The organism is Massilia sp. MS-15 (genome assembly GCF_020176695.1).
Classification (GTDB): Bacteria; Pseudomonadota; Gammaproteobacteria; order Burkholderiales; family Burkholderiaceae_D; genus Telluria; species Telluria hydrophila.
The window spans coordinates 72,426-94,629 of the sequence record NZ_JAIWIA010000004.1 but is presented as its reverse complement, the minus strand read 5'-3'; the positions used below and the strand labels follow the sequence as shown (position 1 = coordinate 94,629).

Below are 22,204 nucleotides of genomic sequence, written 5' to 3'. Positions count from 1 at the left end.
ACCCACACACGAACAGCGCAACCGGAACACAAGACATGCGAGTCCTTCACGTCCTGGATCACTCGATCCCCCTGCACAGCGGCTACACCTTCCGTACCCGCTCGATCCTGCGCGAACAGCGCGCGCTCGGCTGGGAAACCTTCCACGTCACCGGCGCCAAGCAGAACTCGGGCGAACAGCGCGAGGAAACGGTGGACGGCCTGCACTTCTACCGCACCCCGGTCTCGACCGGCCCACTGGCCAGGCTGCCGGTGCTGAACCAGAAGGCCGTCATCGACGGCCTGACCAGGCGCCTGGCCGAGATCATCCCGCAAGTCAAACCCGACATCCTGCACGCACACTCGCCGAGCCTGAACGCGGTCGCCGCGCTGCGCGCCGGCAAGCGCTTCGGCATCCCGGTGGTCTACGAAGTGCGCGCCTTCTGGGAAGACGCCGCGGTCGACCACGGCACCAGCAGCGAGAACGGCCTGCGCTACCGCGCCACGCGTGCGCTGGAAACCTGGGCATTGCGGCGCGCCGACGCCGTCACCACCATCTGCGAAGGCCTGCGCCGCGACATCGTCGCGCGCGGCATCCCGGCCGAAAAGGTCACGGTGATCCCGAACGCGGTCGACATCGACAAGTTCTCGGTGGGCGGCAGCGCCGACCAGGAACTCAAGACGCAGCTCGGCCTGCAGGGCGCGCGCCTGGTCGGCTTCATCGGCTCCTTCTACGCCTACGAGGGCCTGGACATCCTGCTGCGCGCGGTGCCGCAGCTGGTGCAGGACGCACCGGACCTGCGCGTGCTGCTGGTTGGCGGTGGTCCGCAGGACGCCCAGCTGCGCCAGCTGGCGCAGGACCTCGGCATCCTGGACAAGGTGGTGTTCACCGGCCGCGTGCCGCACGAGCAGGTGCAGAAGTACTACGACCTGCTCGACGTGCTGGTCTACCCGCGCCTGTCGATGCGCCTGACCGACCTGGTCACCCCGCTCAAGCCCCTCGAGGCGATGGCGCAGGGCCGCATCCTGGCCGCGTCCGACGTCGGCGGCCACCTCGAGCTGATTGCCGACGGCAAGACCGGGGTGCTGTTCAAGGCGGACGACCCGGCCTCGCTGGCCGAGAAGGTGGGCGCCCTGCTGCGCGCCGAGACCCTGTGGCCGGCGCTGCGCGCGGCCGGGCGCCACTACGTGGAGAGCGAGCGCAACTGGCGGGTCAGCGTCGCGCGCTACCAGGCCATCTACGGCCGCCTTGCCAGGCAGGCGCCGGGCCGTTCCGTGGAATCGCAGGCTGCATGAAGATCCTGACTTTCAGCACCCTGTTCCCGAATACGGAAAAGCCCGGCCACGGCATCTTCGTCGAAACCCGCCTGCGCCACCTGGTCGCCAGCGGCCGGGTCGACGCGCGCGTGATGGCGCCGGTAGCCTGGTTCCCCTCGTCCAACCCGCGTTTCGGCGAGCACGCCAGGCTGGCGCGGGTGCCGCGCGAAGAGAACCGCCACGGGATCCCCGTACTCCACCCGCGCTACCCGGTGCTGCCGAAGATCGGCATGAACGTCGCGCCCTTCCTGCTGGCGCAGGCGGTCAAGCCGGCCATCGGGCGCCTGATCGACGAGGGGTTCGACTTCGACCTGATCGATGCCCATTATTTTTATCCGGACGGCGTGGCCGCGGCGATGCTGGCGCGCCACTTCAACAAGCCGCTGGTGATCACGGCGCGCGGCTCGGACATCACGCTGCTGCCGACCTTCCCCCTGCCGCGCCGCATGATCCTGTGGGCCGCGCGCCGCGCCGACCACGTGATCACGGTCTGCAACGCGCTGCGCGACGAAGTCGTGGCGCTGGGCGTGGACGCGCAGCGCGTCACCTCGCTGCGCAACGGCGTCGACCTGCAGCTGTTCCGGCCGACCGAACGCGCCGCCGGCCAGTCCTTCACCCTGCTGACCGTGGGTCACCTGGTGCCGGTCAAGGCGCAGGAGCTGATCATCGGCGCCCTGCCCCTGCTGCCGGACGTGCGCCTGGTGGTGGCGGGGGACGGCCCGAACCGCCAGATGCTGCATGACCTGGCCACGCGCCTGGATGTGTCTGGACGGGTCGATTTCCTGGGCGCGGTGCCGCAGGCGCAACTGCGCGCGCACTACGGCGCCGCCGACGCACTGGTGCTGGCCTCCTCGCGCGAAGGCTGGGCCAACGTGCTGCTCGAATCGATGGCCTGCGGCACGCCGGTGGTGGCCAGCCGCGTGTACGGCACCCCGGAAGTGGTGGCCGCGCCGGAAGCCGGCGTGCTGATGGCCGAGCGCACGCCACAGGGCGTGGCCGACGCCGTCAATGCGCTGCGCAGCAATTATCCGGACCGCAGTGCTACCCGCCGCTACGCCGAGCGCTTCAGCTGGGACGACACCACGTCCGGCCAGCTGGCGCTGTTCGACGATATCCTCAACCGGCGCCTGCGCCAGCCGTCGCGGGCGTTTGCCTGCTGACGGGTTTACCCGCAAAGACGATGGAATCAATTCTCTGGGCTCTCGACCTGTTTGCCGTGCTCTTCGTGTGCCGCTGGGCGCTCAGGGAAGACATGGCCGAAGCCGAAGCCAAGGCAGAACGCAAGCAGCAGGAGCAGAACTGAACGATGCGCGATATTCTCCTGCTGGGTCTCCTGCCCTTCCTGCTGTACACCATGGCCAAGCGCCCTTTCATCGCGCTCGGCATGTGGATCTGGACCGCGCTCTTCTTCCCCAATGCCTGGGTGTATGGCGCGGCTTCGGTGATCCGCTACAACCTGCTGTTCACGGGGGTGTGCATCCTGAGCTATCTGGTCCTGAAGAACAAACCCAAGTTCAAACCCGGCCTGCTCGGCGCCGTCGTGCTGCTGTTCTTCTTCTGGACGACCTTGTCGACGATCGGCACCATGGCGCCGCCGGAGCGCTCGTGGGACATCTGGACCCGCTTCGCGAAGGTGATCGCGCTGTTCATCTTCGTCGTGCTCATCGTGGAAAAGAAGCGCCATGTGGACTTCTTCCTGATCTGCGTGGTGCTGTCGGTGGGCTTCTACGGCAACCTCGAAGCGCTGAAATTCCTTGCCAGCGGCGGCGGGCACAAGATCGAAGGCCTGGGCGGCCATGTGCTGGGCGACCGCAACGAACTGTCAGTCGCCTTCGTGATGACGCTGCCGATCTGCTACTACCTGCTGGTCGAGTATGGCAAGCGTTCACGCCTGATCTGGCTGGCCCTGCTCGGCACCATGTGCCTGCTGGTGGCCGCCGTGATCGGCACGCAGTCGCGCGGCGGCTTCATCGCCCTGGCCGGTTTCGGTGCCTACCTGTGGTTCAAGAGCGAGCACAAGATTCCGGTGGCGGTCCTGTTTGCCGTCCTGGCATTCGGTCTCGCCAACTTCGTGTCGGACGACTGGATGTCGCGCATGAACACGATCGAGACGGCGGACGAGGATGCGTCCTTCATGGGACGCGTGGTGGCGTGGAAGCTGAGCTTCATCCTCGCGGTCAAGCATCCGATCCTCGGCGGCGGCTTCAAGTCGCTCGAGTACTTCCCGGTCTGGGCCGAACTGTCGCGCGATTTCTTTGCCTATGAATGGTTCTATACGGGCAGCGCCCTGCCGAATACCCGGGTTGGACGCGCGGCGCACAGCATCTATTTCCAGGTGCTGGGCGAGCATGGCTTCGTCGGGCTGTTCCTGTTCCTGGCCTGCCTGGGCGGCGCCTTCCTCAAGGCGAGGGCGATCGCGCGCAAGGCCAGGCAGCTCGGCGCCCCGTCCTGGCTGCGTACCCTGGTGACCATGCTCCAGCTCAGCATCTTTGCATTCGCCCTGGGCGGCGCGTCGCTCAGCTTCGCGTATTTCGACCTGATCTGGGCCATTTTTGGACTGCTGATCGTGCTGGATGCACGCATTCTTCCGGCCGTGTGCGCGGAGAAGAAGACATGAACCTGAACATCCTCAAGGGCATCCTGGTGCTACTGGTGGTGGTCGATCACAACGATTTTTCGCGTTCGCTCTTCCCGCGCTTCCTGGATGGCTTTTCCTTCCACGTGGTCGGCTTCCTGATGATTCCTTTCCTGAAGCCGGCCGCACCCTGGTCGAAAGATTTTCCAGCATACCTGTTCAGGTTGTACTACCCTTTCATGCTAATCGTGACGCTGATGGCGGTGGTCGTCGCCTGGCTTGGCCCCGTGACCGCGATCGAGCAGACCGGCCGCTGGCTGCTGGCCCTGTATAGTGCCAATTCCGGCATCCTGAAAGAGGTGACCCACATGGCGCTGCTGTGGTACCTCCCGTCCTTTATCAGTCTGGTGAGCTTGCGTATGGCAATCGAAAACAGCAGTGCCGCCACCAAGGCCTGCGCCATCGGGCTGCTGTGCATTGCGCACGTGTTCGTGGGAACCTACGCCGCCAGCATCCGCGATTATGTGCCGCTCGGCCTGCTGCCGGCGCTATATGTCCTGCCCCTGGCCTACCTCGGCGTGTTCGTGCACCGCAAGGTGTATGCGCGTTTTCCGGCGTTTGCGTCCTTCCTGGCCGCGCTGGCCATCTTCTGCCTCGTCAAGTACCTGCAGATGCGGGCGGGGCTGCGTACCGAAGTCGGTTTCGCGGAAGTGGCGGATTACCGTCGCCCCGCTGCCCTGCTGCTGAACGACCTGGAAGCGGTATGCGGCGTGCTGATGCTGTTCCAGCTGGCGCGCCTGCCGCTGGGCCGCCTGCTCGAGCTGTGCGGCCGCTACAGCCTGCAAATTTACCTGTTCCACGCCTTCATCGCGCTGGCCATCTATACAATGCTGGTGCGGTATGCGGGCCACTGGACGCCGGCATCCCTGTTCGCGCTGTCCCTGCTCGCAACCGTGGTGCTCACCGTCCTGCTGGCGCACGTGCTGTCGCGCATGCCGCTGGCAATGCGTTTCCTGTTTCCCCGCTCGCCCGCCGAGCTCCTGGGCCGTAGCACATCCCGGGCGCCGGGCCGGACCGCGGTCTCATCGTCTTCCGCAATACATAGCGACGTCCGCCAATGACAGCTCCTTACCCTTCAAGCATGACTGAACGCGTGCTCCGTTCCGCCGGCGACACGCTCGCCCTGGCTGGACGCGGAAACCGGCTGTGCGTGGTGAACTACCACCGCATCCTGGCAGCGCCCGATCCCATGCTCGACTCAGAACCCGACGTCGCCACCTTCCGCTGGCAGATGGCCCTGCTGGCACGCTGCTTCAACGTGATGGCGCTGCCCGACGCCCTGGCCGCGCTCGACGCCGGCCGCCTGCCCCCGCGCTCGATCTGCATCACCTTCGACGATGGCTACCGCTCCGTGCATGATCTGGCCCTGCCGGTGCTGAAGGAATTCAAACTGCCGGCAACCGTGTTCGTGGCCAGCGGCTATGTCGGCGAACGGAATATGTGGAACGACCGCATCATCGAAGCGGTACAGGGCCTGCCCGCCGGACAGCTCGACCTGCGCGACCTGGGTCTGGGCAGCTATCCGCTGCACAGCCTCGCCGAGCGCAGGACCTCGCTCGATGCCCTGACCGAGGCCTCCAAATACCTGCCGCCGGCCGCGCGCCATGCCCTGATCGAACGGCTCGAGTCACTGGTCGGCGACAACCTGGCGCATGGCCTGATGCTGACCACCGACATGCTGCTCGAACTCGACCGCAACGGCATCGAGATCGGTTCCCATACCGTGACCCATCCGATCCTGACCAGCCTCGACGACGATACCGCGCGCCGCGAGATCATCGACAGCAAGCGCCAGCTCGAGGTGGTCCTCGGCAAGCCGGTGACCCTGTTCGCCTACCCGAACGGCAAGACCGGCAAGGATTTCGATGCGCGCCATGCGTCCATGGCGCGCGAGGCCGGTTTCAGCGCCGCCTTCACCACCGTGCCCGGCTCGATCACGCGCAGCGACGACCGCTACCAGCTGGCGCGCAGCCGGCCATGGGACAAGACGCCGCTGATGTTCGGCCTGCGCCTGCTGCGCTGGCTGTCGGCATGAGCGGCAAGGAGCAGGACAACGCCCACGGCGAAGCCGCACAAGCAGATGCAGAGAACCAGATGAAACCCGCAGTCAAGAAACGCAGCCTCAATTCCCAGATCGCCAACGGCGCGGCCTGGATGATCGCCTTCAAGATGGCGGACCGCAGCATCGGCCTGATCAGCACCCTGGTGCTGGCGCGCATGCTGGCCCCGGAAGACTTCGGCCTGATATCGATGTCGATGGTGCTGGTGGCGGCCATGCAGCTGCTGGTGTCCTTCGGCTTCGAAGTGCACCTGATCCAGAACCCGGATGCCGGGCGCGACCAGTTCGATACGGCCTGGACGTTTACCGTGCTGTTCGCCACGCTGTGCGGCCTGGTGCTCGCGGCGCTGGCGCCGTTCGCCGCCGACTTCTACCGCGAGCCGCGCCTGGAAATGGTGGTCTACGCGCTGGCCTTCGGCTTCGCGCTCGACGGTTTCTCGAACGTCGGCACGGTGGCCTTCCGGCGCGAGATGCGATTCGACCGCGAGTTCAAGTTCTTGCTGGGCAAGCGGCTGTCCAGCCTGGTGGTGACGATCCCGCTCGCGCTCTACCTGCAGAACTATTGGGCGCTGGTGATCGGCCAGCTGGCCAGTACCGCGCTGTCGGTGGCCCTGTCCTACTACATGAGCACCTACCGGCCGCGCTTCTCGATGAAGGCGAAGCTGGAACTGTTCCATACCTCCAAGTGGCTCATCGCGAACAACCTCCTCGGCTTCCTGAGCGGACGCGCCACGCCCTTCCTGCTGGCACGCCTGACCAGCGCGCAGTGGGTCGGCACCTATTCGATCGCCGCCGAGATCGCGACCATGCCCTCGAACGAGCTGGTGGCCCCGATCAACCGCGCCGCCTTCCCCGGCTATGCCAAGGCGGCCCACGACCTGCCGACCCTGCGCGACACCTTCCTCAAGGTGATCGCCTCGATCTCCATGGTGGCCATCCCGGCCGGCGTCGGCGTGTGCATCGTGGCCGACCTGCTGGTGCCCTCCGCGCTCGGCTGGCAATGGCTGGATGCCATTCCGCTGATCCAGGTGCTGGCCGTGTACGGTGTCATCCGCGCGCTGCAGACCAACATTCCCTACGTCTACCTGGCCCTGGGCCAGCCGCGCCGCAGCACCATCATCATGAGCATCCAGGTGGTGATCTTCCTCGGCGTGTCGTATCCGGCCATTGTGCACTGGGGCGCGATGGGGGCGGCCTGGGCCTCGCTCGGCACCGCGATCGCGATGATCCCGGTGAACCAGGGCATGGTGGCGCATTGCCTGGGGCTGAGCGCGACCCAGTTCTGCCGCCCGCTGGTGCGGCCGCTGCTGGCGTCGGCCGTGATGGCGGGCGCGGTGCTGGCGGTCAAGAGCCAGCTGGTGCTGCGCCACGTGACGCTCGATTACGTGCTGGCCCTGCTGCTGTGCGCCGCCGTCGGGGCGCTGGTGTATGTGGTGACGGCCTATGTGCTGTGGCGCCTGTGGTCGCGTCCGGGCGGGGCCGAACGCCATGCCTTCGGCCAGCTCGAGAACCTGCTCGGGAAGATCGGGGTGCGGGTCAACCTGGTGCGCTGAGCGCCGCGCTAGCTCAGCCGCCGCGCATCCAGCGGTCGACGTGCTTGAGCGGCAGGTTGATGCGGGCGCAGCCGATCTGGTCGGGCCGCACGTTCAGCTCGATCATGCGTGGCCCGTCCACGCCGATGGCGACATCGACCCCGGCCACGTTCACATGCGGGAAGGCCTGCAGGGCGCGCGCCGCCACTTCCTGGCACTCGCGCCAGAACGGCAGCTGCACGCCGCTGATCTGGGCACCCGTGTCCGGATGGCGCTCCATGGTCTGCAAGGGGTTCTTCGCGTTGGCCGCGCAGCGCAATACCCCCGTCTCGAGCCGCACCGGGCAATAGATGCCGCCGCTGCTGGTATTGTCCACCATGCTGCCCTGGCGTCCCACGCGCAGGAAGGCCCCGGCGATCCTGACCTCGCCACGTGCCTGGTACAGCCAGATGCGCAGGGTGTTCACCGAGTTCGGGTGGATCGTGGCCAGGGTCGGATGCTGCTCCAGGTAGTGTTCGACGATATAGCCTTCCGGGTTGGCCTGTGCCGCCTGCCACCAGTCGCCGAGGGAGCGCTCGGCGCCGCTGAAGGGATGGACGAACACCGGTTCGCCCGCGCGCTCTTCGATGCGGTAGGCCGCAAAACCGGCGCCGCCATAGCCTTCCACCGGCTTCAGGCAGATCCTGCGGCCTACCAGTTCGCGGCACAGGCGCGCCAGGTCGTCCGGCGCGCGCAGGGGACGGCCATCGGCGCCGGCCCCGCGCTGCGGGTGCAGGAAGCCGATGAATTCCGGCGTCGGCACCTTCACCAGCTGCAGGGCGGCCTTTTCGATCACCTTGTGCTGCGAGGCTTTCTGATATGGCCGGGCGTTCCAGCGGTCGATGAAGGCGTTGTATTCCTTGCGGTTCATGTGCGCCCATTTGTCCGCGAACGGCACCGACGGACGCCACCAGCGCGCCTTCAGGTAGTAGCCGGGGCCGATCCCGCGCAGCGCCAGCAGCAGGCCCATTTCCAGCAGCTGCCGCGCGATCGGCAAATGGGCCGGCGCATCCTTGCCGCTGCGAAGTTGGGTCCAGGCCTGGCGGATATCCTTGATGGCGTGCATGTCGGTCGATATGAAGGTGATGGGAACAGGGATCAGCAGTAGGCCGGCTTGCCGGCCGGCGCCACCAGGTCCGCGATCAGCCCGGCCAGCGCTGTGGCGCGCGCGCGCCGGCTGAACTCCTCTACCGCCTGTGGCGGCAGTGAAGCCGGGACGCGCGCCTCCATGATGTCGGCGATCGCCCGCGCCAGCTCCTCGTCGTCCCAGGCGCGCTGGCAGTGCGGCAGGCGGGAACAGACGCGCGCGGTGGCGCTGCCGGCCGGGGTCACCGCCAGGATCGGTTTGCCGCTCTGGATATAGTCGTACAGCTTGCCGGGAATCTGGTAGCGGAAGATCTCGTCCTGGATCAGCATGTTGGCGGAACACTCCTGCATCTCGGCCAGCGCCTGCTGGAAGGGCACCGGCGGCGCGAACTCGACCAGGTCGGCCACCCCATGCGCCGCCAGTTCCGGATCAAAGCGGCCGGCCTTGGCGCTGCCGCGGAAACGCAGCAGGAAGTTGCCGGCGTTGATCAGCCGGCGGTCCTTCAGCAGGCGCAGGGCGCGGAAGATGCGGTTGATGTCGCGCCCGTTGCCGTACAAGGCCCCGCTGTACAGCAGCGTGAAGCGCTCCGGACTGGACGAAGGCGGCAGCGCGGCAGGCACGAAGCCGTTTTCGATGGTGCAGAACTTGTCGGCCGGCTGCGCCGGATACAGCTCACGGTACAGCTGGGCCGCCTCGACGCTGGTGGTGCACACCTTGGTGGCCGATGCGATCACCTTGCGCTCCAGGTGGCACATGACCGTGTTGAAATTGCGGTAGTGCGGATTGTAGTGGCACTGCATCGGGTCGCGGAAATCGGCGATCCAGGGCAGCTGGAAGCGTCCGGCCAGGCGGCGCGCGACCAGGTGGGCGGTCATGATCGGATAGGTCGACCAGATGCAGCCGATATCGTGTTCCCGCACCAGGCTGGCGCCGAGCCGGGTGGCGCTGAAATACCAGGGCCAGTAGCGGTCGGGCAGCGCCAGGACATCCGGCGAACGCCCCTTGAGCGAGACCAGCTTGTTGATGTTCCACGCCTTCGCGCGATGGATGCGCGCCGCCAGTTCCGGCGCCACCGGCAGTTCGCGGTCGAAACGGTCGTAGACATCGTCGCTGGCGGTGAGGATGATGGGGTTCCATCCCATTTCCAGCAGGTATTCGGCAAACCGGAACGGCCGCTGGACGCCGGCGCTGCGCGCGGGCGGGGTTTCGAAGGCGATCAGTAAGACGTTCTTGTTGTGCGGCGTATTCATCTTGTTCCGGCTGACGCGTAGCGGCCTGCTGCGCACCGACGAGGCGGCAGCAGGCTATCCAGCTAATTATTCAATTGAAATAAAATAATATTTTTACAACTAAATTGCAAATGAAATTCGTGGCGTGCTTGTAAGAAATTAGCACGGGCAGGGGCCGGCGCGGCGCTAGCGCTGAATGCGGCGTCGGCCGGTCACCATGCGCATGAATTCGAGCACACCGCTCATCTCTGCTTCGAATTCGATCATGTCGACATTGCCGCCGTCCAGAAAGCGCGGCAGGTAGTAGCGCCTGCTGCTGTCGCCAGGCGCGACCAGGCCGGGGATGCAGGTGGTTGCCGTGCGCACGCCGGCCTGCGCCAGCATGGGGCCGGCCGCCTCGTCGAACGCGCCGCTCGGATAGCAATAATGCTGAGGCTCCGGCAGGCCGGTATCGAGGATGTGCTGGCGGCAGGCGGCGATGTTGGCGAGGTTGCGCTCCGGTTCGCCGCGGTAGTACTGGTGCACGCGCCCGTGCAGTTCGATCGCGCAGCCGCGCGCAGCCGCCGTGCGCAGCTCGTCGGGCAGCATGTAGCTGAAGCGGCGCGAATCGAGGTCCAGCTCGGCCGGCGTCACGCCAAAGGCGCTGCCAAAGCGCTCGAGCGCCGCGCGCACCGTGGCCGGATCGCGCTCCAGCGAGGCGAACCAGGCATCGGCCCGGGCCGCGAGCCGCTGGCGCGCGCCGTCTTCATCGAACGCGTGGTGGCCGTCGAGCCCTTCGCCGAAGCCCTGCAGCGTGACCGTCTTGAGCGGGCTCTTCCACAAGATGTAGCGCAAGGCCACGCCGGCGACCGGCGCGCCGGTCTCGCAGATCTCGGTATGCAGGTAAAGCACGGGCGCATGGCCGTACTCGGCCAGCACCGGCAGCAGGCAGGCCTCGCTCGAATACCAGCCGTCGTCGAGCGTGATGGCGACCGGGATGCCGGATGCGGGAGCGGTGCCGGAAGCGACCTGGTCGAGGCTGGCCGGTACGAAGCCCTTGGCCTTGAGCCAGTCGAGGCGCTGGCGCAGCATCGCGGGGCGGCAGAACAGCTTGCCATTGAACAGGTATTCGTCGCCGAGGGCGCCGCCGTGGTAGCACAGGATGCGGGCGTGACGGCGGGTCAGCCCGCGGAACAGCGCGAACAGGCCGGCGGCCCGCGCAATGCGCAGGACCGTAAACTTCATGTTCATGCCGCGCCCTCCGCCCGCGCCCAGGCGATCTGGTGCGCACGCGGCCACAGCAGCACATAGCCGGCCGGCCGGTACTGGCCCGACTCGACCAGCTTGCGGCGCGTCGCCGAGGCCGCAACCGCATTCCCGGCCGCTTCCTCGTTGAAGGAATCGAACAGCACATGGGCGCCGCCCCGTTCCGGCACCTCGCGCAAATACGCCAGGCGCGGGCTGATGCGGGCCACCACGGGGTCGTAGAACCAGCTGCCGGCCATCATGCCGCGCACTTCCGGATGCAGCGCATACAGCTCAGCGCAGCAGCGATAGCATTCGTTGCGGCCGGCCTCGTTGAATTCCGCCATGTGGAACTTGTGCGCGTGGATCTCGAAAAAAGGACGGAACCCGCCAAGGCGGGCGAAGATCGCCAGGCGGCGCGGCAGGTCGCGCAGGCCGTTCTTCCACAACAGGGAACGCCCTACGCCGGAATTGACATCGACCAGGTTCGAGCCGGCGGCAACCATGCGCAGCGAAGCCAGCCCGAATTCCTTCAGGAACAGGTCGCTGTCCAGCACGCAGGCCCGCATGGTCGGCTCCGGATCGCTCACCATCCGCTCGTAATGCCTGAGCTGGTGCGCCAGTACCCGGGCTGGCAGCTGCTGCAGTCGCGGCGACGCCAGGCTGCGCTCCAGCGCCACCAGCAGGGCGACGAACAGGAAAGCGGCGGCACCCTCCTGGCCATTCCGGCCGAGCACGTCCGCATGCAGCGCGCGCGCCTCGGGTGGCAGGTACTTGAAGCCGGCGCCTACCGGCGGCGGCGCATCGAAACTGTCAACGAAGCGTGTTGCCGCCTGCAGTGCGGCCTCGGTCCCCACAGCCTCGTGGCGAGCCCGGGCGGCCGCCAGCAGGTCTGCCACCGAAGCGAGCAGGCGCGCGATGGGGTCGGGGTGGATCATTACACGCATCGTTTTCCTTGAATATCGATCGCAATCGATTCATGAAATTATAGACGATTAACAATTTGGCACGTGTTAGTTATCAACAATTCCGCGAAGCAATATTTAGCGAGGACCTCAAACGAGGACTTCGAGCACCTCCGGATGGCTGAGGAAACCCGCCGGACTGGCCGAGCGCCCATAGGCGCCGGACTGGAATACCACGACCAGGTCACCTTCCTGTGCCTCTGGCAGGGCCATACGCTCGGCCAGGATGTCGAGCGGCGTGCACAGGGGCCCCACGACCGACACCGGTTCCGCGGCCGGCCCATCCATCCGGTTGCCGATCGCCACCGGATAATTCTTGCGGATCACCTGGCCGAAGTTGCCGGACGCTGCCAAATGATGGTGCAGGCCGCCATCGGTCACCAGGAACACCTGGCCGCGCGACAGCTTGCGGTCCACCACCCGCGCCACGTAGATGCCAGCCTCGCCCACCAGGTAGCGGCCCAGTTCGATCGAGACCTGCGCCTCCGGCAGCGCGCCCCGGACCGCCGGCAGCGCGGTTTCCAGATGGGCGCCGATCGGCGCCAGGTCGAGCGCGGCCTCGCCCGGGAAATACGGGATGCCGAAACCGCCGCCGATGTTCAGCTCGCGCACGGCGATGCGGCCCTCCTCGCCAAGGCGCCGGGCCAGCGCGAGGGCCTGCACCTGAGCCTCGATGATGGCATCGGCCTTCAGGCTCTGCGAGCCGCTGAAGATGTGAAAGCCGCGCACCTCGAGCCCCATGGCCGCGGCCAGCGCCATCACGCGCGGCGCGTCTTCGGCGTCGATGCCGAACTGCTTGGCCCCCCCGCCCATCTTCATGCCGGACGACTTCAGTTCGAAGTCCGGATTGATGCGCAGGACCAGCCGCGGCGCGATGCCGAGCTGCTCGCCCAGGCGCGCCACGACGCGCACCTCGCGCTCCGATTCGGCGTGGATGCAGGCGCCGGCGGCGATCGCCTGCGACAGTTCCGGCTCCGACTTGCCGGGACCGGCAAAGCTGATGTGTTCCGGCGCCATGCCGGTGTCGAGCGCCACCCGCAACTCGCCGCCCGAGGCGACGTCGATGCCGTCCACCAGGCCGGCCATGTGCTGGACCAGGGCCGGCATCGGGTTCGCCTTCATCGAATAATGCAGCGCCAGGCCGGACGGCATGTGGCGGCGCACGTGGCGCACGCGCTCGCTCAGGAGCGCGCGGTCGTAGGCATAGAAAGGGGTGGCGCCGACGCGCCGGGCGAGGCGGGTCAATGCGATGCCTCCGACCTGCAGGCAGCCGTCGACCACCGGGAACAGGGTCTGCGCTGCGTGGACTGGTTTTGCGCCGCTCATGGATGTGGTCCTGCTTCGAACATGGTGAGATGGGATTGCTGCAGCAGCTTGCGGTCGATCTTGCCGTTCGGGTTGCGCGGGAACGGACCGTCGTGCAGCGCCAGGTGGGCCGGGACCATGTAGGCCGGCAGGCTGCGCTGCAGGGCCTTGCGCAGCGCCTCCGGTTCGAGCCCGGCTGCGCGCGCCACGGCCAGCAGCACGATGGCCTGGCCCAGCGCCGGATGCGGCACGCCGAAGGCGGCCGCCTCGGCCACCAGGCCGCTGGCATGGGCCGCTTCCTCGACCTCGGTCGGGCTGATGCGGTAGCCGGACACCTTGATCATGTCGTCGCTGCGGCCAATGAAGTACAGGTAGCCCTCCTCGTCCATGCGCACCGTGTCGCCCGACCAGACGGCCATCTCGGCCAGCGGCAGCGCCGGGTCCTGCCCGGGCGCGGGGCGGAAGCGCTCGGCCGTCTTGGCCGGGTCGTTCCAGTAGCCCAGCGCCACCAGCGCACCTCGGTGCACCAGCTCGCCGGGCTCGTTCGGCGCGCACAGGCTGCCGTCCTGGCGCACCACCATCACCTGCGCGTTCGGGATCGCGCGGCCCATCGAATCGGGACGGCGCTCCAGCTGTTCCGGCGGCAGGTAAGTGGAGCGGAAGGCTTCGGTCAGGCCATACATCAGGAACAGGCGCGCATCCGGCAGCGCCGCGCGCAGGGCCGCCACCGTCGGCAGCGGCATGGCGCCGCCCGAATTGGTGAGGTAGCGCAGCGTGCAGGCCGCCGGCCAGTCGAGCGCGGCGAGCTGGATCCACAGCGGCGGCACGGCCGCCAGGCCGGTGATGCGCTCGTCCTGCACCGCCTTGACGATATCGCGCGGGAACAGGTGATTGATCAGCACCGCGGTGGCGCCGGCCAGGAAGGCGGTGCTCAGCTGCGACAGGCCGTAGTCGAAACTGAGCGGCAGCACCGCCAGGATGCGGTCTTGCGCCGTCAGTTCCAGGTAGGCGGCGACGCTGGCGGCACCGGCCACCATGTTGCGGTGCGAGAGCACCACGCCTTTTGGTTTACCGGTGCTGCCGGAGGTATACAGGATGGCCGCCATGTCGGCGTCGATCGCGCGGCGCGCCTCCAGCACGCCGGGCGCGGGCGCGGCCTGGGCGGTGTCCCAGGACAGCAGGTCCAGGCCCGGGAGCGTAGGCAGCGTGGCAGCGTCCGGGACGGCCCCGCAAACGTAGACGGTGCGCAGGTCCGGGCACTGCGCCAGCGCCGGCGCCAGCTGGGCCAGGCGTTCGTGCGAGGTCACCAGCACGCGCACGTTGCAGTCGGCCAGGATGTAGGCCACCTGCTCGGCCTTGAGCAGCGGATTGACCGGGACGAACACGGCGCCAGCCAGCGCGGCGCCGTACATCGCAGCCACGTTCTCGACGCGTTTCTCGAGATAGACCGCGACCCGCTCGCGGCGCGCCAGGCCGGTGGCCAGCAGCGCGCCGGCGGCGCTGGTGACGGCGCCGGCCAGGGCCGCGTAGTCGAGCCGGCGCGTGCCGTGCACCAGCGCTTCGGCGCCTGGCGTGCGGCGCGCGGAATCGAAGAGGTAATCGTGGATCAGGTCGGGCATGAAGCTCTTTCAGGAGCGCGGCCGGGCCGCAGCACAGAGGCGCAAGTTTAACAGCTTGGCGCCGGCGCCACCCCGCACCGAATGCGAAAAGATGTTGAGTAACCAACATGCGTGACCAAGTTTTCCCATCACCGTTTATACTCGGTCATGTCCATGACCAACGCCGCTGTGAAACCCGCTTCCCGCACCCAGGTGCCGATCGCGCCGATCCTGTCGGCCGCGTCGTTCCGCCGCGCCGGTAGCGGCAGCGTCCGTGTCCGCACCGTGCTCGACGCCGGCGCCGCGAAGCTGGTCACGAGCGGGCGCATCGCGATCGGCCTGGCCCTGCGCGAGATCGGCGCCGGCCCCGGCGACACGGTGCTGGTACCGGCCTACCACAGCCAGTCGATGGTGCCGCCGGTACTCTGGACCGGCGCGCGTCCCGTGTTCTACCGGCTGCGGCCGGACACTGCGATCGACCTGGACGACCTGGCCAGCCGCATCGACGCCAGCACCCGCGCCGTGATGGTCACCCATTACTTCGGTTTCCCGCAGGAGCTCAAGGCCCTGCGCGCGCTGTGCGATGCGCGCGGCGTGGCGCTGCTGGAAGACTGCGCGCACTGCTTCATCGGCGAGAACAATGGCCTTCCGGTGGGTGCGATGGGCGACTACGCGATCGCCAGCAGCATGAAGTTCTTCCCGATCTACGAGGGCGGCGCGCTGGTGTCGGCACGGCACTCGCTGCAGGGGGTCGGGCTGCGCTCGGCCGGGCCGGGCTTCGAAGCCAAGGTCGCCCTCACCTCGCTCGAGAACAGCTTCGCCTGGCGCCGCCTGGGCGGCGTGCGCGCCGCGCTGTGGCTGCCGCTGAAACTGAAGGACGCGCTCTGGGCCGCGCTGAAGAAGCGCTCGGCCCGGCCGGCGGCCTCCGCGGCGCTCGCGCCCTCCTCGTCCGACAGCAGCTTCAGCTTCGATCCCGCCTGGCTCGACAAGCGTTCCTCGCTGTTCGCGCGCACCCTGCTGGCCCTGGTGCCGGCCACGCGCATCATGGCGCTGCGCCAGCGCCACTACCGCCAGCTGGAGGCGGCGCTGCGCGGCCTGCCCGGCCTGCGCCCGCTCTATCCGTCCCTGCCGGACACGGTCTGCCCCTGGGTGTTCCCGCTGCTGGCGGACGACCCGGAACCGCTGTTCGCGCGCCTGAAAGCGGCCGGGGTGCCGGTGGTGCGCTTCGGCTGGCCGCTGTGGCCCGGTGTCGACGAGAGCGTATGCCCGGCCAGTGCGGAGCTGTCGCGGCGCGTGCTGGCTTTCCCCTGCCACCAGGAGCTGCGCCCGGCGGAACTGGACTGGATGACCGGCGCCATCCGCGCCGCGGCCGCGCCATGAAGTGGAGCCTGGTCCCGGCCGCCCGCTTCGCCGAATTCGGCGCGCAGTGGACGCAGCTGCACGCCCGGGCCGGCGCCCAGGCGCTGCTGGCCGACGATTTCGTGGCGCCGCTGCTGGCGGAATTCGCCAGCGGCCGCGAACTGCTGGCCTGCTGCACGCAGGGCGGCGAGACGGTGGCGATGGCCTTGCTCAAGCCGGCCGGGCGCGGCGCCTGGACCACCTTCCAGCCGGCCCAGGCGCCGCTCGGCCTATGGCTCCAGCTGCCCGCGGCCGACACCGCGGCCCTGCTGCGCACCCTGGTGGGCGAACTGCCCGGCTTCGCGCTGGTGGTCGGACTGACGCAGATGGACCCGATGCTGATGCCGCGCCCCGCCGACCACGGCTGCATCGCCACCCGCGACTACATCGCGACGGCGCGGGTGACCTTGGGAGGCGGCTTCGAAGCCTACTGGAACGCGCGCGGCAAGAACCTGCGCGCCAATCTCAAGAAGCAGCGCGCCCGCCTCGACAAGGACGGCATCGTGCCCCGGCTGGAAGTCTGCCGCGCGCCGGAACAGGTGGCGGCGGCGGTGGCCGACTACGGCCGGCTGGAGTCGAGCGGCTGGAAAGCCGGCCAGGGCACCGCCGTCAGCGCCGCCAACGCCCAGGGGCGCTACTATACGGCGATGCTGGAAGCCTTCTGCCGGCGCGGCGCAGGTAGAATCTACCGCTACTGGTTCGGCCAGCGCCTGGTGGCCATGGACCTGTGCGTCGAGGACGGCGACAGCATCGTCGTGCTCAAGACCAGCTATGACGAGAGCGTGCCCGGCAACCTGTCGCCGACCCTCCTGATGCGCGAGGAGGCCTGCCGCCAGCTGTTCGGCCAGGGGGCTTTCTCCCGCATCGAGTTCTACGGCCGCGTGATGGAGTGGCACCTGCGCTGGACGGACGAAGTGCGTACTATGTACCATCTCAATTACTACCGGTGGCCCGCCCTGGCGCGCCTGCATGCGCTGCTTGCGGCGCGCCGTGCGGCGCGGCCGCGGGCCGTCGCGGCAGACTAGCGAAGAAAGAAACCATGTACCTGAACGAAGTGAAAAACGTCCTGATCGACGTGCTGAACCTGGGCCCGGCCGGCCAGGCCCTGGAAGCCGACTCACCCCTGCTGGGCAGCCTGCCCGAGCTCGACTCGATGGCGGTGGTCAGCCTGATCGGCGCCCTCGAAGAACAGTTCGGCATCGCGATCGACGACGACGACATCAGCGCCAGCACCTTCGCCACGCTCGGCAGCCTGGCCGACTTCGTCGCCGCCAAGGCCGCCTGAGCGCGATGCATCCGGCCGCCGAGCCCTTCTTCCTGGACGGCCCGGCCGGTCCCCTGTTCTGCCTGTTCCACCCGCCGCACGGTCCCTGCCGCGGCGCGCTGGTCCATGTTCCGGCGTTTGGCGAGGAAATGAACCGTTCGCGCCGGATGGTGGCGCTTGCCGCACGTGCGCTGGCGGCGCAGGGGATCGGCGTGCTGCAGCTCGACCTGTATGGCTGCGGCGACAGCGCCGGCGAATCGGGCGAGGCGCGCTGGGAAGGCTGGAAAGCGGACCTCGCTGCCGCCTGCGCCTGGCTGTCCGCGCGGCTCGGCCGGCCGGCAGGGCTGTGGGGACTGCGCCTGGGCGCCCTGCTGGCGCTCGATTACGCCAGGGATGCGGACCAGCCGCCGGCGCGCCTGCTGCTGTGGCAGCCCGTGACCAAGGGAGCCACCTGGTTGACCCAATTCCTGCGCCTGCGCCTGGCCGGCGCCATGCTGCAGGAAGGAGAGACCGAAGGCGGCACCAGCGCCCTGCGCGCCACGCTGCAGGCCGGCACGCCGCTGCAGATCGCCGGCTACGAACTGGCGCCGGCGCTGGCCGCGGCCATCGATGGCGTGGCGGCGGTGGCGCTGGCGCCGCGCGCCTGCCCCGTGCACTGGTGCGAAGTCGTGGCGGCGCCCGATCGTCCGCTGCCGCCGGCGGCAGCGTCGGTGGCGCAGGGCTGGCGCGCCGCCGGGGTGGACTTGCAGGTGCGGCTGGTGGACGGTCCGGCCTTCTGGACCACGCCCGAAATCACGGAAGCACCGGCGCTGCTGGAGGCGAGCCTGCGGGCCTGTGCCGGCGAATGGCCGCCGGTGCCGGCAGCGGCGTGGCCGGCTCCGGCCCCCGAACCCGTGCCCGCCGGCGCCGTTGAACGCGGCATCGCGTTCTCCTGCGCGGCCGCGCGGCTGTACGGGGTCCTGCACCAGTCGCCCGCGGCGCAGCAGCATGGCGTGATGGTGGTGGTCGGCGGCCCGCAGTACCGCGCCGGCAGCCACCGCCAGTTCACGCTGCTGGCGCGCACCCTGGCCCGGGCCGGCATCCCGGTGTTGCGCTTCGACTACCGGGGGATGGGCGACAGCGAGGGAGAGATCCGCGGCTTCGAGGCGGTCGAAGCCGACCTGCGCGCCGCGCTCGACGCCTTCTTCGCCGCCGTGCCAGCCCTGGAGCGGGTCAGCCTGTGGGGCCTGTGCGACGGTGCCACCGCCGCCGCCCTGTATGCGCCGGGCGACGCGCGCGTGGACGGCCTGGCCCTGCTCAACCCCTGGGTGCGCACCGAGGATGGCGCCGCCAGGGCCACGCTGAAGCATTATTACCGCCAGCGCCTGTTCGATCCCCGGTTGTGGAAGAAGATCGTGCACGGACGCTTCGACCTGATGGGCGCCGTGGCATCCTTCCTTGGCCTGGCCGGCAAGGCGTTGCGACGCACGGCACCAGCCGTGGCGACAGCAGAGGCGCCAGTCCTGCCTCTGCCGGAGCGGATGCTGGCGGCGCTGCGCCGTTTCGATGGGGAGATACTGGTCATGCTGTCGGGCGCCGACCTGACGGCCCAGGAATTTGCCGGCCTGCCCGCGGCCTCGCCCGCGTGGCAGCAGCTGCTGGCGTCAGCGCGCGTCGTGCGCAAGGAGCTGCCAAAGGCCGACCATACCTGCTCGCGCCCGGAATGGCAGCAGCAAGTGGAGAACTGGACGTGCGACTGGATGCTGGCGCGCCGCCAGCGAAGCGCGGCTCAGGGCGGCGCCATGCAGGCGCCGAAGTTCTCGAACGCGCCGTAGGCCGCCTGTTTCGGCCGCGCTGCGCCGCACAGGTCCGGTCCCGGGGCTGCATGTGGCCCCGCGCGGCGTGGCGCCGCCCTCTTCCAGCGCAGGTCGAGGCGTGCCGGGTCGGCGAACAGGCCGCGCTGCGCATGCAGGCCGGCATATTGCAGCACCAGCGGCGTCTGCAGGTTGTCGGTGGCGCGCAGCTGGCCACCATTGCGGGCAAGGACCGCGCCATCGACCAGGTTGCCTTCGATCTCCGCGCTGCTCGTCGGGAAGCGCACATGGATGCCGGCCGTGTCGAGCAGGGTATTGTGCGCGATGCTGCTGCGGGCCGCGCCGTTCAGGTAAATGCCGACGTCGGAACAGGATGCGACAAGGTTGTTGCGCATGATGCCGTCCTCGTGCTCCGTGATGCAGCGGCCGTCGCGGCAATAGCGGCGCCCGCTGCCGCCGCCGCCGAAAGACAGGCCCACCCGCTGCCCGGGCAGGCCATGCAGGCGCTGCTCGCACACGACCATGTTGCGCTCGAACAGCGTGCGTTCGGCGGCCCCCTTGGCGAACGCGCCGTAGCTGACGCCGTCGCCGCCGAGCTTGACGAAATCGGCGATCAGGTTGCCGCGCACGACCCAGTCGCTGGCCGCCACCAGGTCGACCGGCGTGACCGGGCTGCCGGTTTTCCTGGGCGTCTCGTTGCGGATCGTATTGCCTTCGATGAGACCAGCGTCGGGAAAACTGCCGCGCAGGCCGTTGATCTTGAAGTGGGCATTGAAATCGAGCAGGGTATTGTTGCGCGCGGCGAAATGCGCGCCCTTGCCGAAGACGTGGAAGGCGTGTTCGCAGCCGCCGGCAGGCCGGCAGGCGCCCTGCAGTACCAGGTTCTCGAAGCGCCAGTAGGGTGCCGCCACCTCGATGCCGACGCGGGTGACGATGTCCAGCACGGCGCTGCCGGGCTGCTCGGCGCGCACCACGATCGGCTGTCCAGGCTCGCCGGGGCGGCGCGCCGGTAGCGCCGCCTTGCGCACACGGTAGCTGCCCGGCGCCAGCGTGATCACGTCGCCCGGCGCGGCATCCTGCATGGCGGCGCGCAGCTCCGCCACGTCGGTCACCGGACGCAGGCGGCCCGGCGGCGCCACCAAACCCTGCTGCTGCGCCCCCAGCGCAAGCGGCGGCAAGGCGTAGGCCTGCGGCGCACCGCGGTCGAGCCGGGTCAGCACCGACGCGGCCCAGCTGCCGCTGCCCGTGATCAGGGGATTGTGGCCGGCGCTGCGCTTGGCGATATAGGGCGCCAGCGTGCGCGGCGCGATGGCACGCTCCTGCAGCAGCCACAGCGCCAGCGCGCCGCCAGCCAGGGCCAGCAACACCAGCAGCACCAGCGCCGCCGGCAGCGCCGACAGGCGCCGCCGGCCTTTCATGCGCCGGTCTTGATGCCGTGTCGTCCCATCAGGTCGTACAGCGTCGGCCGGCTCACGCCGAGGATCTCGGACGCCTTGACGATATTGCCGTCCACCCGCGCCAGCGCCTTCACGATGGCCTTGTATTCGGCCTCGTCGCGCACCTGGCGCAGGTTGATCGGCTCTTCCTCGGCGCCCTCGCCCGGCAGTCCGAGGTCATCGGCCACGATGGTGTTGCCATCGGCCATGATGACCGCGCGCTTGATGTAGTTCTCCATCTCGCGTACGTTGCCCGGCCAGGCGTAGGATTCGATGGCGGCGATCGCGTCCGGCGCGAAGTGCAGCGAGGCGCGCCCTTCCTGCGCGCAGAACTTGTTCTTGAAATGGTGGGCCAGCAGGGCCGCGTCGCCTTCGCGCTGGCGCAGCGGCGGAATGGTGACCACGATCTCGGACAGGCGGTAATACAGGTCTTCGCGGAAGCGCCCCTGGGCGCACAGTTCCTTCAGTTTCTGGTGGGTGGCGCAGACGATGCGCACGTCCACGGGAATCTCTTCGTGCCCGCCGATGCGCTCGATCACGCGCTCCTGCAGGAAGCGCAGCAGCTTGGCCTGCAGCGGCATCGGCAGGTCCCCCACTTCGTCGAGGAAGAAGGTACCGCCGTGCGCCAGTTCGACCTTGCCCTTGGTCTGCTTGGCCGCGCCGGTGAAGGCGCCCTTTTCATAGCCGAACAGTTCGCTCTCGAGCAGGTTTTCCGGAATGGCGGCGCAGTTGATCGCCATGAAGCGCTCCTTGCTGCGCGGCGACAGCTGGTGCAGCGCGCGCGCCAGCACTTCCTTGCCGGTGCCGGATTCGCCCAGCAGCATCACGGACGCGGAAGTGGGCGCCACCTTCTCGATGTTGCGGCACACCTTGAGCATGCCGGGGTCGCGCGAAATCACGCCGGCCAGCGGCGAATCGGCTTGCGCCTGCTGCATGCGGCGGTTTTCCTGCTGCAGGTTGTGCAGGAAGAAGGCGCGCTGGATCACCAGGTTGAGCACCTCCGGGTCGCAGGGCTTGTGGTGGAAATCGTAGGCGCCCATGCCGATCGCCTTGACGGCATTCGCATGGTCCTGGTTACCGGTCAGGACGATGACGCGAGTGTCCGGCGCCAGCGCCAGGATCTGCTGCAGCGTCGCCAGGCCTTCGGTGGAACCGTCCGGATCGGGCGGCAGGCCGAGGTCCATGGTGCACACGGCCGGTTCATGGCGCCGGATCTGGGCCAGCGCCGCTTCGCGGTCACCGGCCACCACCACGTCGTAGGCGTCGAGGCTCCAGCGAAGCTGCTTCTGCACCCCGGGGTCGTCCTCGATGATCAGGAGTTTTGGTTTGTTCTGGGTCACGTCGT

Annotated in this window: 19 protein-coding genes; 11 read left to right on the top strand and 8 right to left on the bottom strand. The window is 68.5% G+C overall.

Annotated features, from left to right (window positions below; translation table 11 throughout):
• The first annotated feature begins 35 nt into the window (after nt 1–35).
• Genes LCI23_RS02810 through LCI23_RS02785 form a run of 7 tightly spaced genes read left to right on the top strand, consistent with a single transcriptional unit; the run spans nt 36 to nt 7,542 of the window.
• Nucleotides 36–1,274, top strand: coding sequence for a TIGR04063 family PEP-CTERM/XrtA system glycosyltransferase (locus LCI23_RS02810; protein WP_224943690.1), 1,239 nt, complete (start codon nt 36–38; stop codon nt 1,272–1,274).
• Nucleotides 1,271–2,455, top strand: a complete 1,185-nt coding sequence (locus LCI23_RS02805) for a glycosyltransferase family 4 protein (protein ID WP_224943687.1) — start codon at nt 1,271–1,273, stop codon at nt 2,453–2,455. The genes LCI23_RS02810 and LCI23_RS02805 overlap by 4 nt, the downstream gene beginning before the upstream one ends.
• A gap of 20 nt (nt 2,456–2,475) precedes the next feature.
• A complete protein-coding gene (locus LCI23_RS20560) occupies nt 2,476–2,598 on the top strand; it encodes a hypothetical protein (RefSeq protein ID WP_268824693.1) in 123 nt (40 codons plus the stop codon).
• Nucleotides 2,599–2,601: 3 nt separating this feature from the next.
• Nucleotides 2,602–3,912, top strand: a complete 1,311-nt coding sequence (locus LCI23_RS02800) for a putative O-glycosylation ligase, exosortase A system-associated (protein WP_224943684.1) — start codon at nt 2,602–2,604, stop codon at nt 3,910–3,912.
• The gene (locus tag LCI23_RS02795; protein ID WP_224943681.1) at nt 3,909–4,991 is read left to right on the top strand and encodes an acyltransferase; all 1,083 of its coding nucleotides are present in this window, start codon (nt 3,909–3,911) and stop codon (nt 4,989–4,991) included. The genes LCI23_RS02800 and LCI23_RS02795 overlap by 4 nt, the downstream gene beginning before the upstream one ends.
• Nucleotides 4,992–5,023: 32 nt before the next feature.
• A complete protein-coding gene (locus LCI23_RS02790) occupies nt 5,024–5,965 on the top strand; it encodes a polysaccharide deacetylase family protein (protein ID WP_224943672.1) in 942 nt (313 codons plus the stop codon).
• On the top strand, nt 5,962–7,542 hold the full coding sequence (locus LCI23_RS02785) for a lipopolysaccharide biosynthesis protein (RefSeq protein WP_224943671.1): 1,581 nt from the start codon (nt 5,962–5,964) through the stop codon (nt 7,540–7,542). The genes LCI23_RS02790 and LCI23_RS02785 overlap by 4 nt, the downstream gene beginning before the upstream one ends.
• A gap of 13 nt (nt 7,543–7,555) precedes the next feature.
• Here the strand turns inward: LCI23_RS02785 and LCI23_RS02780 are convergent, their stop codons facing one another.
• The 6 genes from LCI23_RS02780 to LCI23_RS02755 form a co-directional block, all read right to left on the bottom strand.
• On the bottom strand, nt 7,556–8,626 hold the full coding sequence (locus tag LCI23_RS02780; protein ID WP_224943670.1) for a sugar-transfer associated ATP-grasp domain-containing protein: 1,071 nt from the start codon (nt 8,624–8,626) through the stop codon (nt 7,556–7,558).
• A gap of 32 nt (nt 8,627–8,658) precedes the next feature.
• Nucleotides 8,659–9,897 carry a glycosyltransferase gene (locus LCI23_RS02775; protein WP_224943663.1) on the bottom strand — a complete coding sequence of 413 codons (1,239 nt, stop codon included), beginning with the start codon at nt 9,895–9,897 and terminating at the stop codon, nt 8,659–8,661.
• 165 nt (nt 9,898–10,062) lie between these two features.
• A complete protein-coding gene (locus LCI23_RS02770) occupies nt 10,063–11,106 on the bottom strand; it encodes a polysaccharide deacetylase family protein (RefSeq protein ID WP_224943662.1) in 1,044 nt (347 codons plus the stop codon).
• Entirely contained in the window at nt 11,103–12,047 is a 945-nt protein-coding gene (locus LCI23_RS02765) for a hypothetical protein (RefSeq protein ID WP_224943661.1), read from the bottom strand. Before LCI23_RS02765 ends, LCI23_RS02770 begins: the two co-directional genes overlap by 4 nt.
• Before the next feature lie 108 nt (nt 12,048–12,155).
• Nucleotides 12,156–13,391: a pyridoxal-dependent decarboxylase, exosortase A system-associated gene (locus tag LCI23_RS02760; protein ID WP_224943660.1), complete on the bottom strand. Its 1,236-nt coding sequence runs from the start codon at nt 13,389–13,391 to the stop codon at nt 12,156–12,158.
• Complete coding sequence (locus tag LCI23_RS02755; RefSeq protein ID WP_224943659.1) at nt 13,388–14,989, bottom strand: acyl-CoA ligase (AMP-forming), exosortase A system-associated; 1,602 nt, start codon at nt 14,987–14,989, stop codon at nt 13,388–13,390. The genes LCI23_RS02760 and LCI23_RS02755 overlap by 4 nt, the downstream gene beginning before the upstream one ends.
• 153 nt (nt 14,990–15,142) lie before the next feature.
• Between LCI23_RS02755 and LCI23_RS02750 the strand changes: the two genes are divergently transcribed.
• The 4 genes from LCI23_RS02750 to LCI23_RS02735 are packed head-to-tail and all read left to right on the top strand — an operon-like array spanning nt 15,143 to nt 19,444.
• The gene (locus LCI23_RS02750; RefSeq protein ID WP_224943658.1) at nt 15,143–16,348 is read left to right on the top strand and encodes a DegT/DnrJ/EryC1/StrS family aminotransferase; all 1,206 of its coding nucleotides are present in this window, start codon (nt 15,143–15,145) and stop codon (nt 16,346–16,348) included.
• Complete coding sequence (locus LCI23_RS02745) at nt 16,345–17,391, top strand: GNAT family N-acetyltransferase (protein WP_224943656.1); 1,047 nt, start codon at nt 16,345–16,347, stop codon at nt 17,389–17,391. The genes LCI23_RS02750 and LCI23_RS02745 overlap by 4 nt, the downstream gene beginning before the upstream one ends.
• A 14-nt stretch (nt 17,392–17,405) precedes the next feature.
• Nucleotides 17,406–17,651: an acyl carrier protein gene (locus LCI23_RS02740; protein ID WP_224943651.1), complete on the top strand. Its 246-nt coding sequence runs from the start codon at nt 17,406–17,408 to the stop codon at nt 17,649–17,651.
• Nucleotides 17,652–17,656: 5 nt separating this feature from the next.
• On the top strand, nt 17,657–19,444 hold the full coding sequence (locus tag LCI23_RS02735; RefSeq protein WP_224943649.1) for a hydrolase 1, exosortase A system-associated: 1,788 nt from the start codon (nt 17,657–17,659) through the stop codon (nt 19,442–19,444).
• Here LCI23_RS02735 and LCI23_RS02730 read toward each other — a convergent pair.
• Both LCI23_RS02730 and prsR read right to left on the bottom strand, forming a co-directional pair.
• Entirely contained in the window at nt 19,399–20,841 is a 1,443-nt protein-coding gene (locus LCI23_RS02730) for a right-handed parallel beta-helix repeat-containing protein (protein ID WP_224943646.1), read from the bottom strand. The two genes, LCI23_RS02735 and LCI23_RS02730, sit on opposite strands and share 46 nt — an antisense overlap.
• Complete coding sequence (gene prsR / locus LCI23_RS02725; RefSeq protein ID WP_224943644.1) at nt 20,838–22,199, bottom strand: PEP-CTERM-box response regulator transcription factor; 1,362 nt, start codon at nt 22,197–22,199, stop codon at nt 20,838–20,840. Before prsR ends, LCI23_RS02730 begins: the two co-directional genes overlap by 4 nt.
• Nucleotides 22,200–22,204: the final 5 nt, after the last annotated feature.

Bases quoted from the DNA above. Each gene is read 5' to 3' on its own strand.
- LCI23_RS20560 (WP_268824693.1), top strand. From the start codon at position 2,476: ATGGAATCAATTCTCTGGGCTCTCGACCTGTTTGCCGTGCTCTTCGTG.
- LCI23_RS02765 (WP_224943661.1), bottom strand. From the start codon at position 12,047: ATGCGTGTAATGATCCACCCCGACCCCATCGCGCGCCTGCTCGCTTCG.
- LCI23_RS02750 (WP_224943658.1), top strand. From the start codon at position 15,143: ATGACCAACGCCGCTGTGAAACCCGCTTCCCGCACCCAGGTGCCGATC.
- LCI23_RS02795 (WP_224943681.1), top strand. From the start codon at position 3,909: ATGAACCTGAACATCCTCAAGGGCATCCTGGTGCTACTGGTGGTGGTC.
- LCI23_RS02775 (WP_224943663.1), bottom strand. From the start codon at position 9,897: ATGAATACGCCGCACAACAAGAACGTCTTACTGATCGCCTTCGAAACC.
- LCI23_RS02810 (WP_224943690.1), top strand. From the start codon at position 36: ATGCGAGTCCTTCACGTCCTGGATCACTCGATCCCCCTGCACAGCGGC.
- LCI23_RS02785 (WP_224943671.1), top strand. From the start codon at position 5,962: ATGAGCGGCAAGGAGCAGGACAACGCCCACGGCGAAGCCGCACAAGCA.
- LCI23_RS02745 (WP_224943656.1), top strand. From the start codon at position 16,345: ATGAAGTGGAGCCTGGTCCCGGCCGCCCGCTTCGCCGAATTCGGCGCG.
- LCI23_RS02735 (WP_224943649.1), top strand. From the start codon at position 17,657: ATGCATCCGGCCGCCGAGCCCTTCTTCCTGGACGGCCCGGCCGGTCCC.
- LCI23_RS02760 (WP_224943660.1), bottom strand. From the start codon at position 13,391: ATGAGCGGCGCAAAACCAGTCCACGCAGCGCAGACCCTGTTCCCGGTG.
- LCI23_RS02770 (WP_224943662.1), bottom strand. From the start codon at position 11,106: ATGAACATGAAGTTTACGGTCCTGCGCATTGCGCGGGCCGCCGGCCTG.
- LCI23_RS02805 (WP_224943687.1), top strand. From the start codon at position 1,271: ATGAAGATCCTGACTTTCAGCACCCTGTTCCCGAATACGGAAAAGCCC.
- LCI23_RS02730 (WP_224943646.1), bottom strand. From the start codon at position 20,841: ATGAAAGGCCGGCGGCGCCTGTCGGCGCTGCCGGCGGCGCTGGTGCTG.
- LCI23_RS02740 (WP_224943651.1), top strand. From the start codon at position 17,406: ATGTACCTGAACGAAGTGAAAAACGTCCTGATCGACGTGCTGAACCTG.
- LCI23_RS02800 (WP_224943684.1), top strand. From the start codon at position 2,602: ATGCGCGATATTCTCCTGCTGGGTCTCCTGCCCTTCCTGCTGTACACC.
- LCI23_RS02780 (WP_224943670.1), bottom strand. From the start codon at position 8,626: ATGCACGCCATCAAGGATATCCGCCAGGCCTGGACCCAACTTCGCAGC.
- LCI23_RS02755 (WP_224943659.1), bottom strand. From the start codon at position 14,989: ATGCCCGACCTGATCCACGATTACCTCTTCGATTCCGCGCGCCGCACG.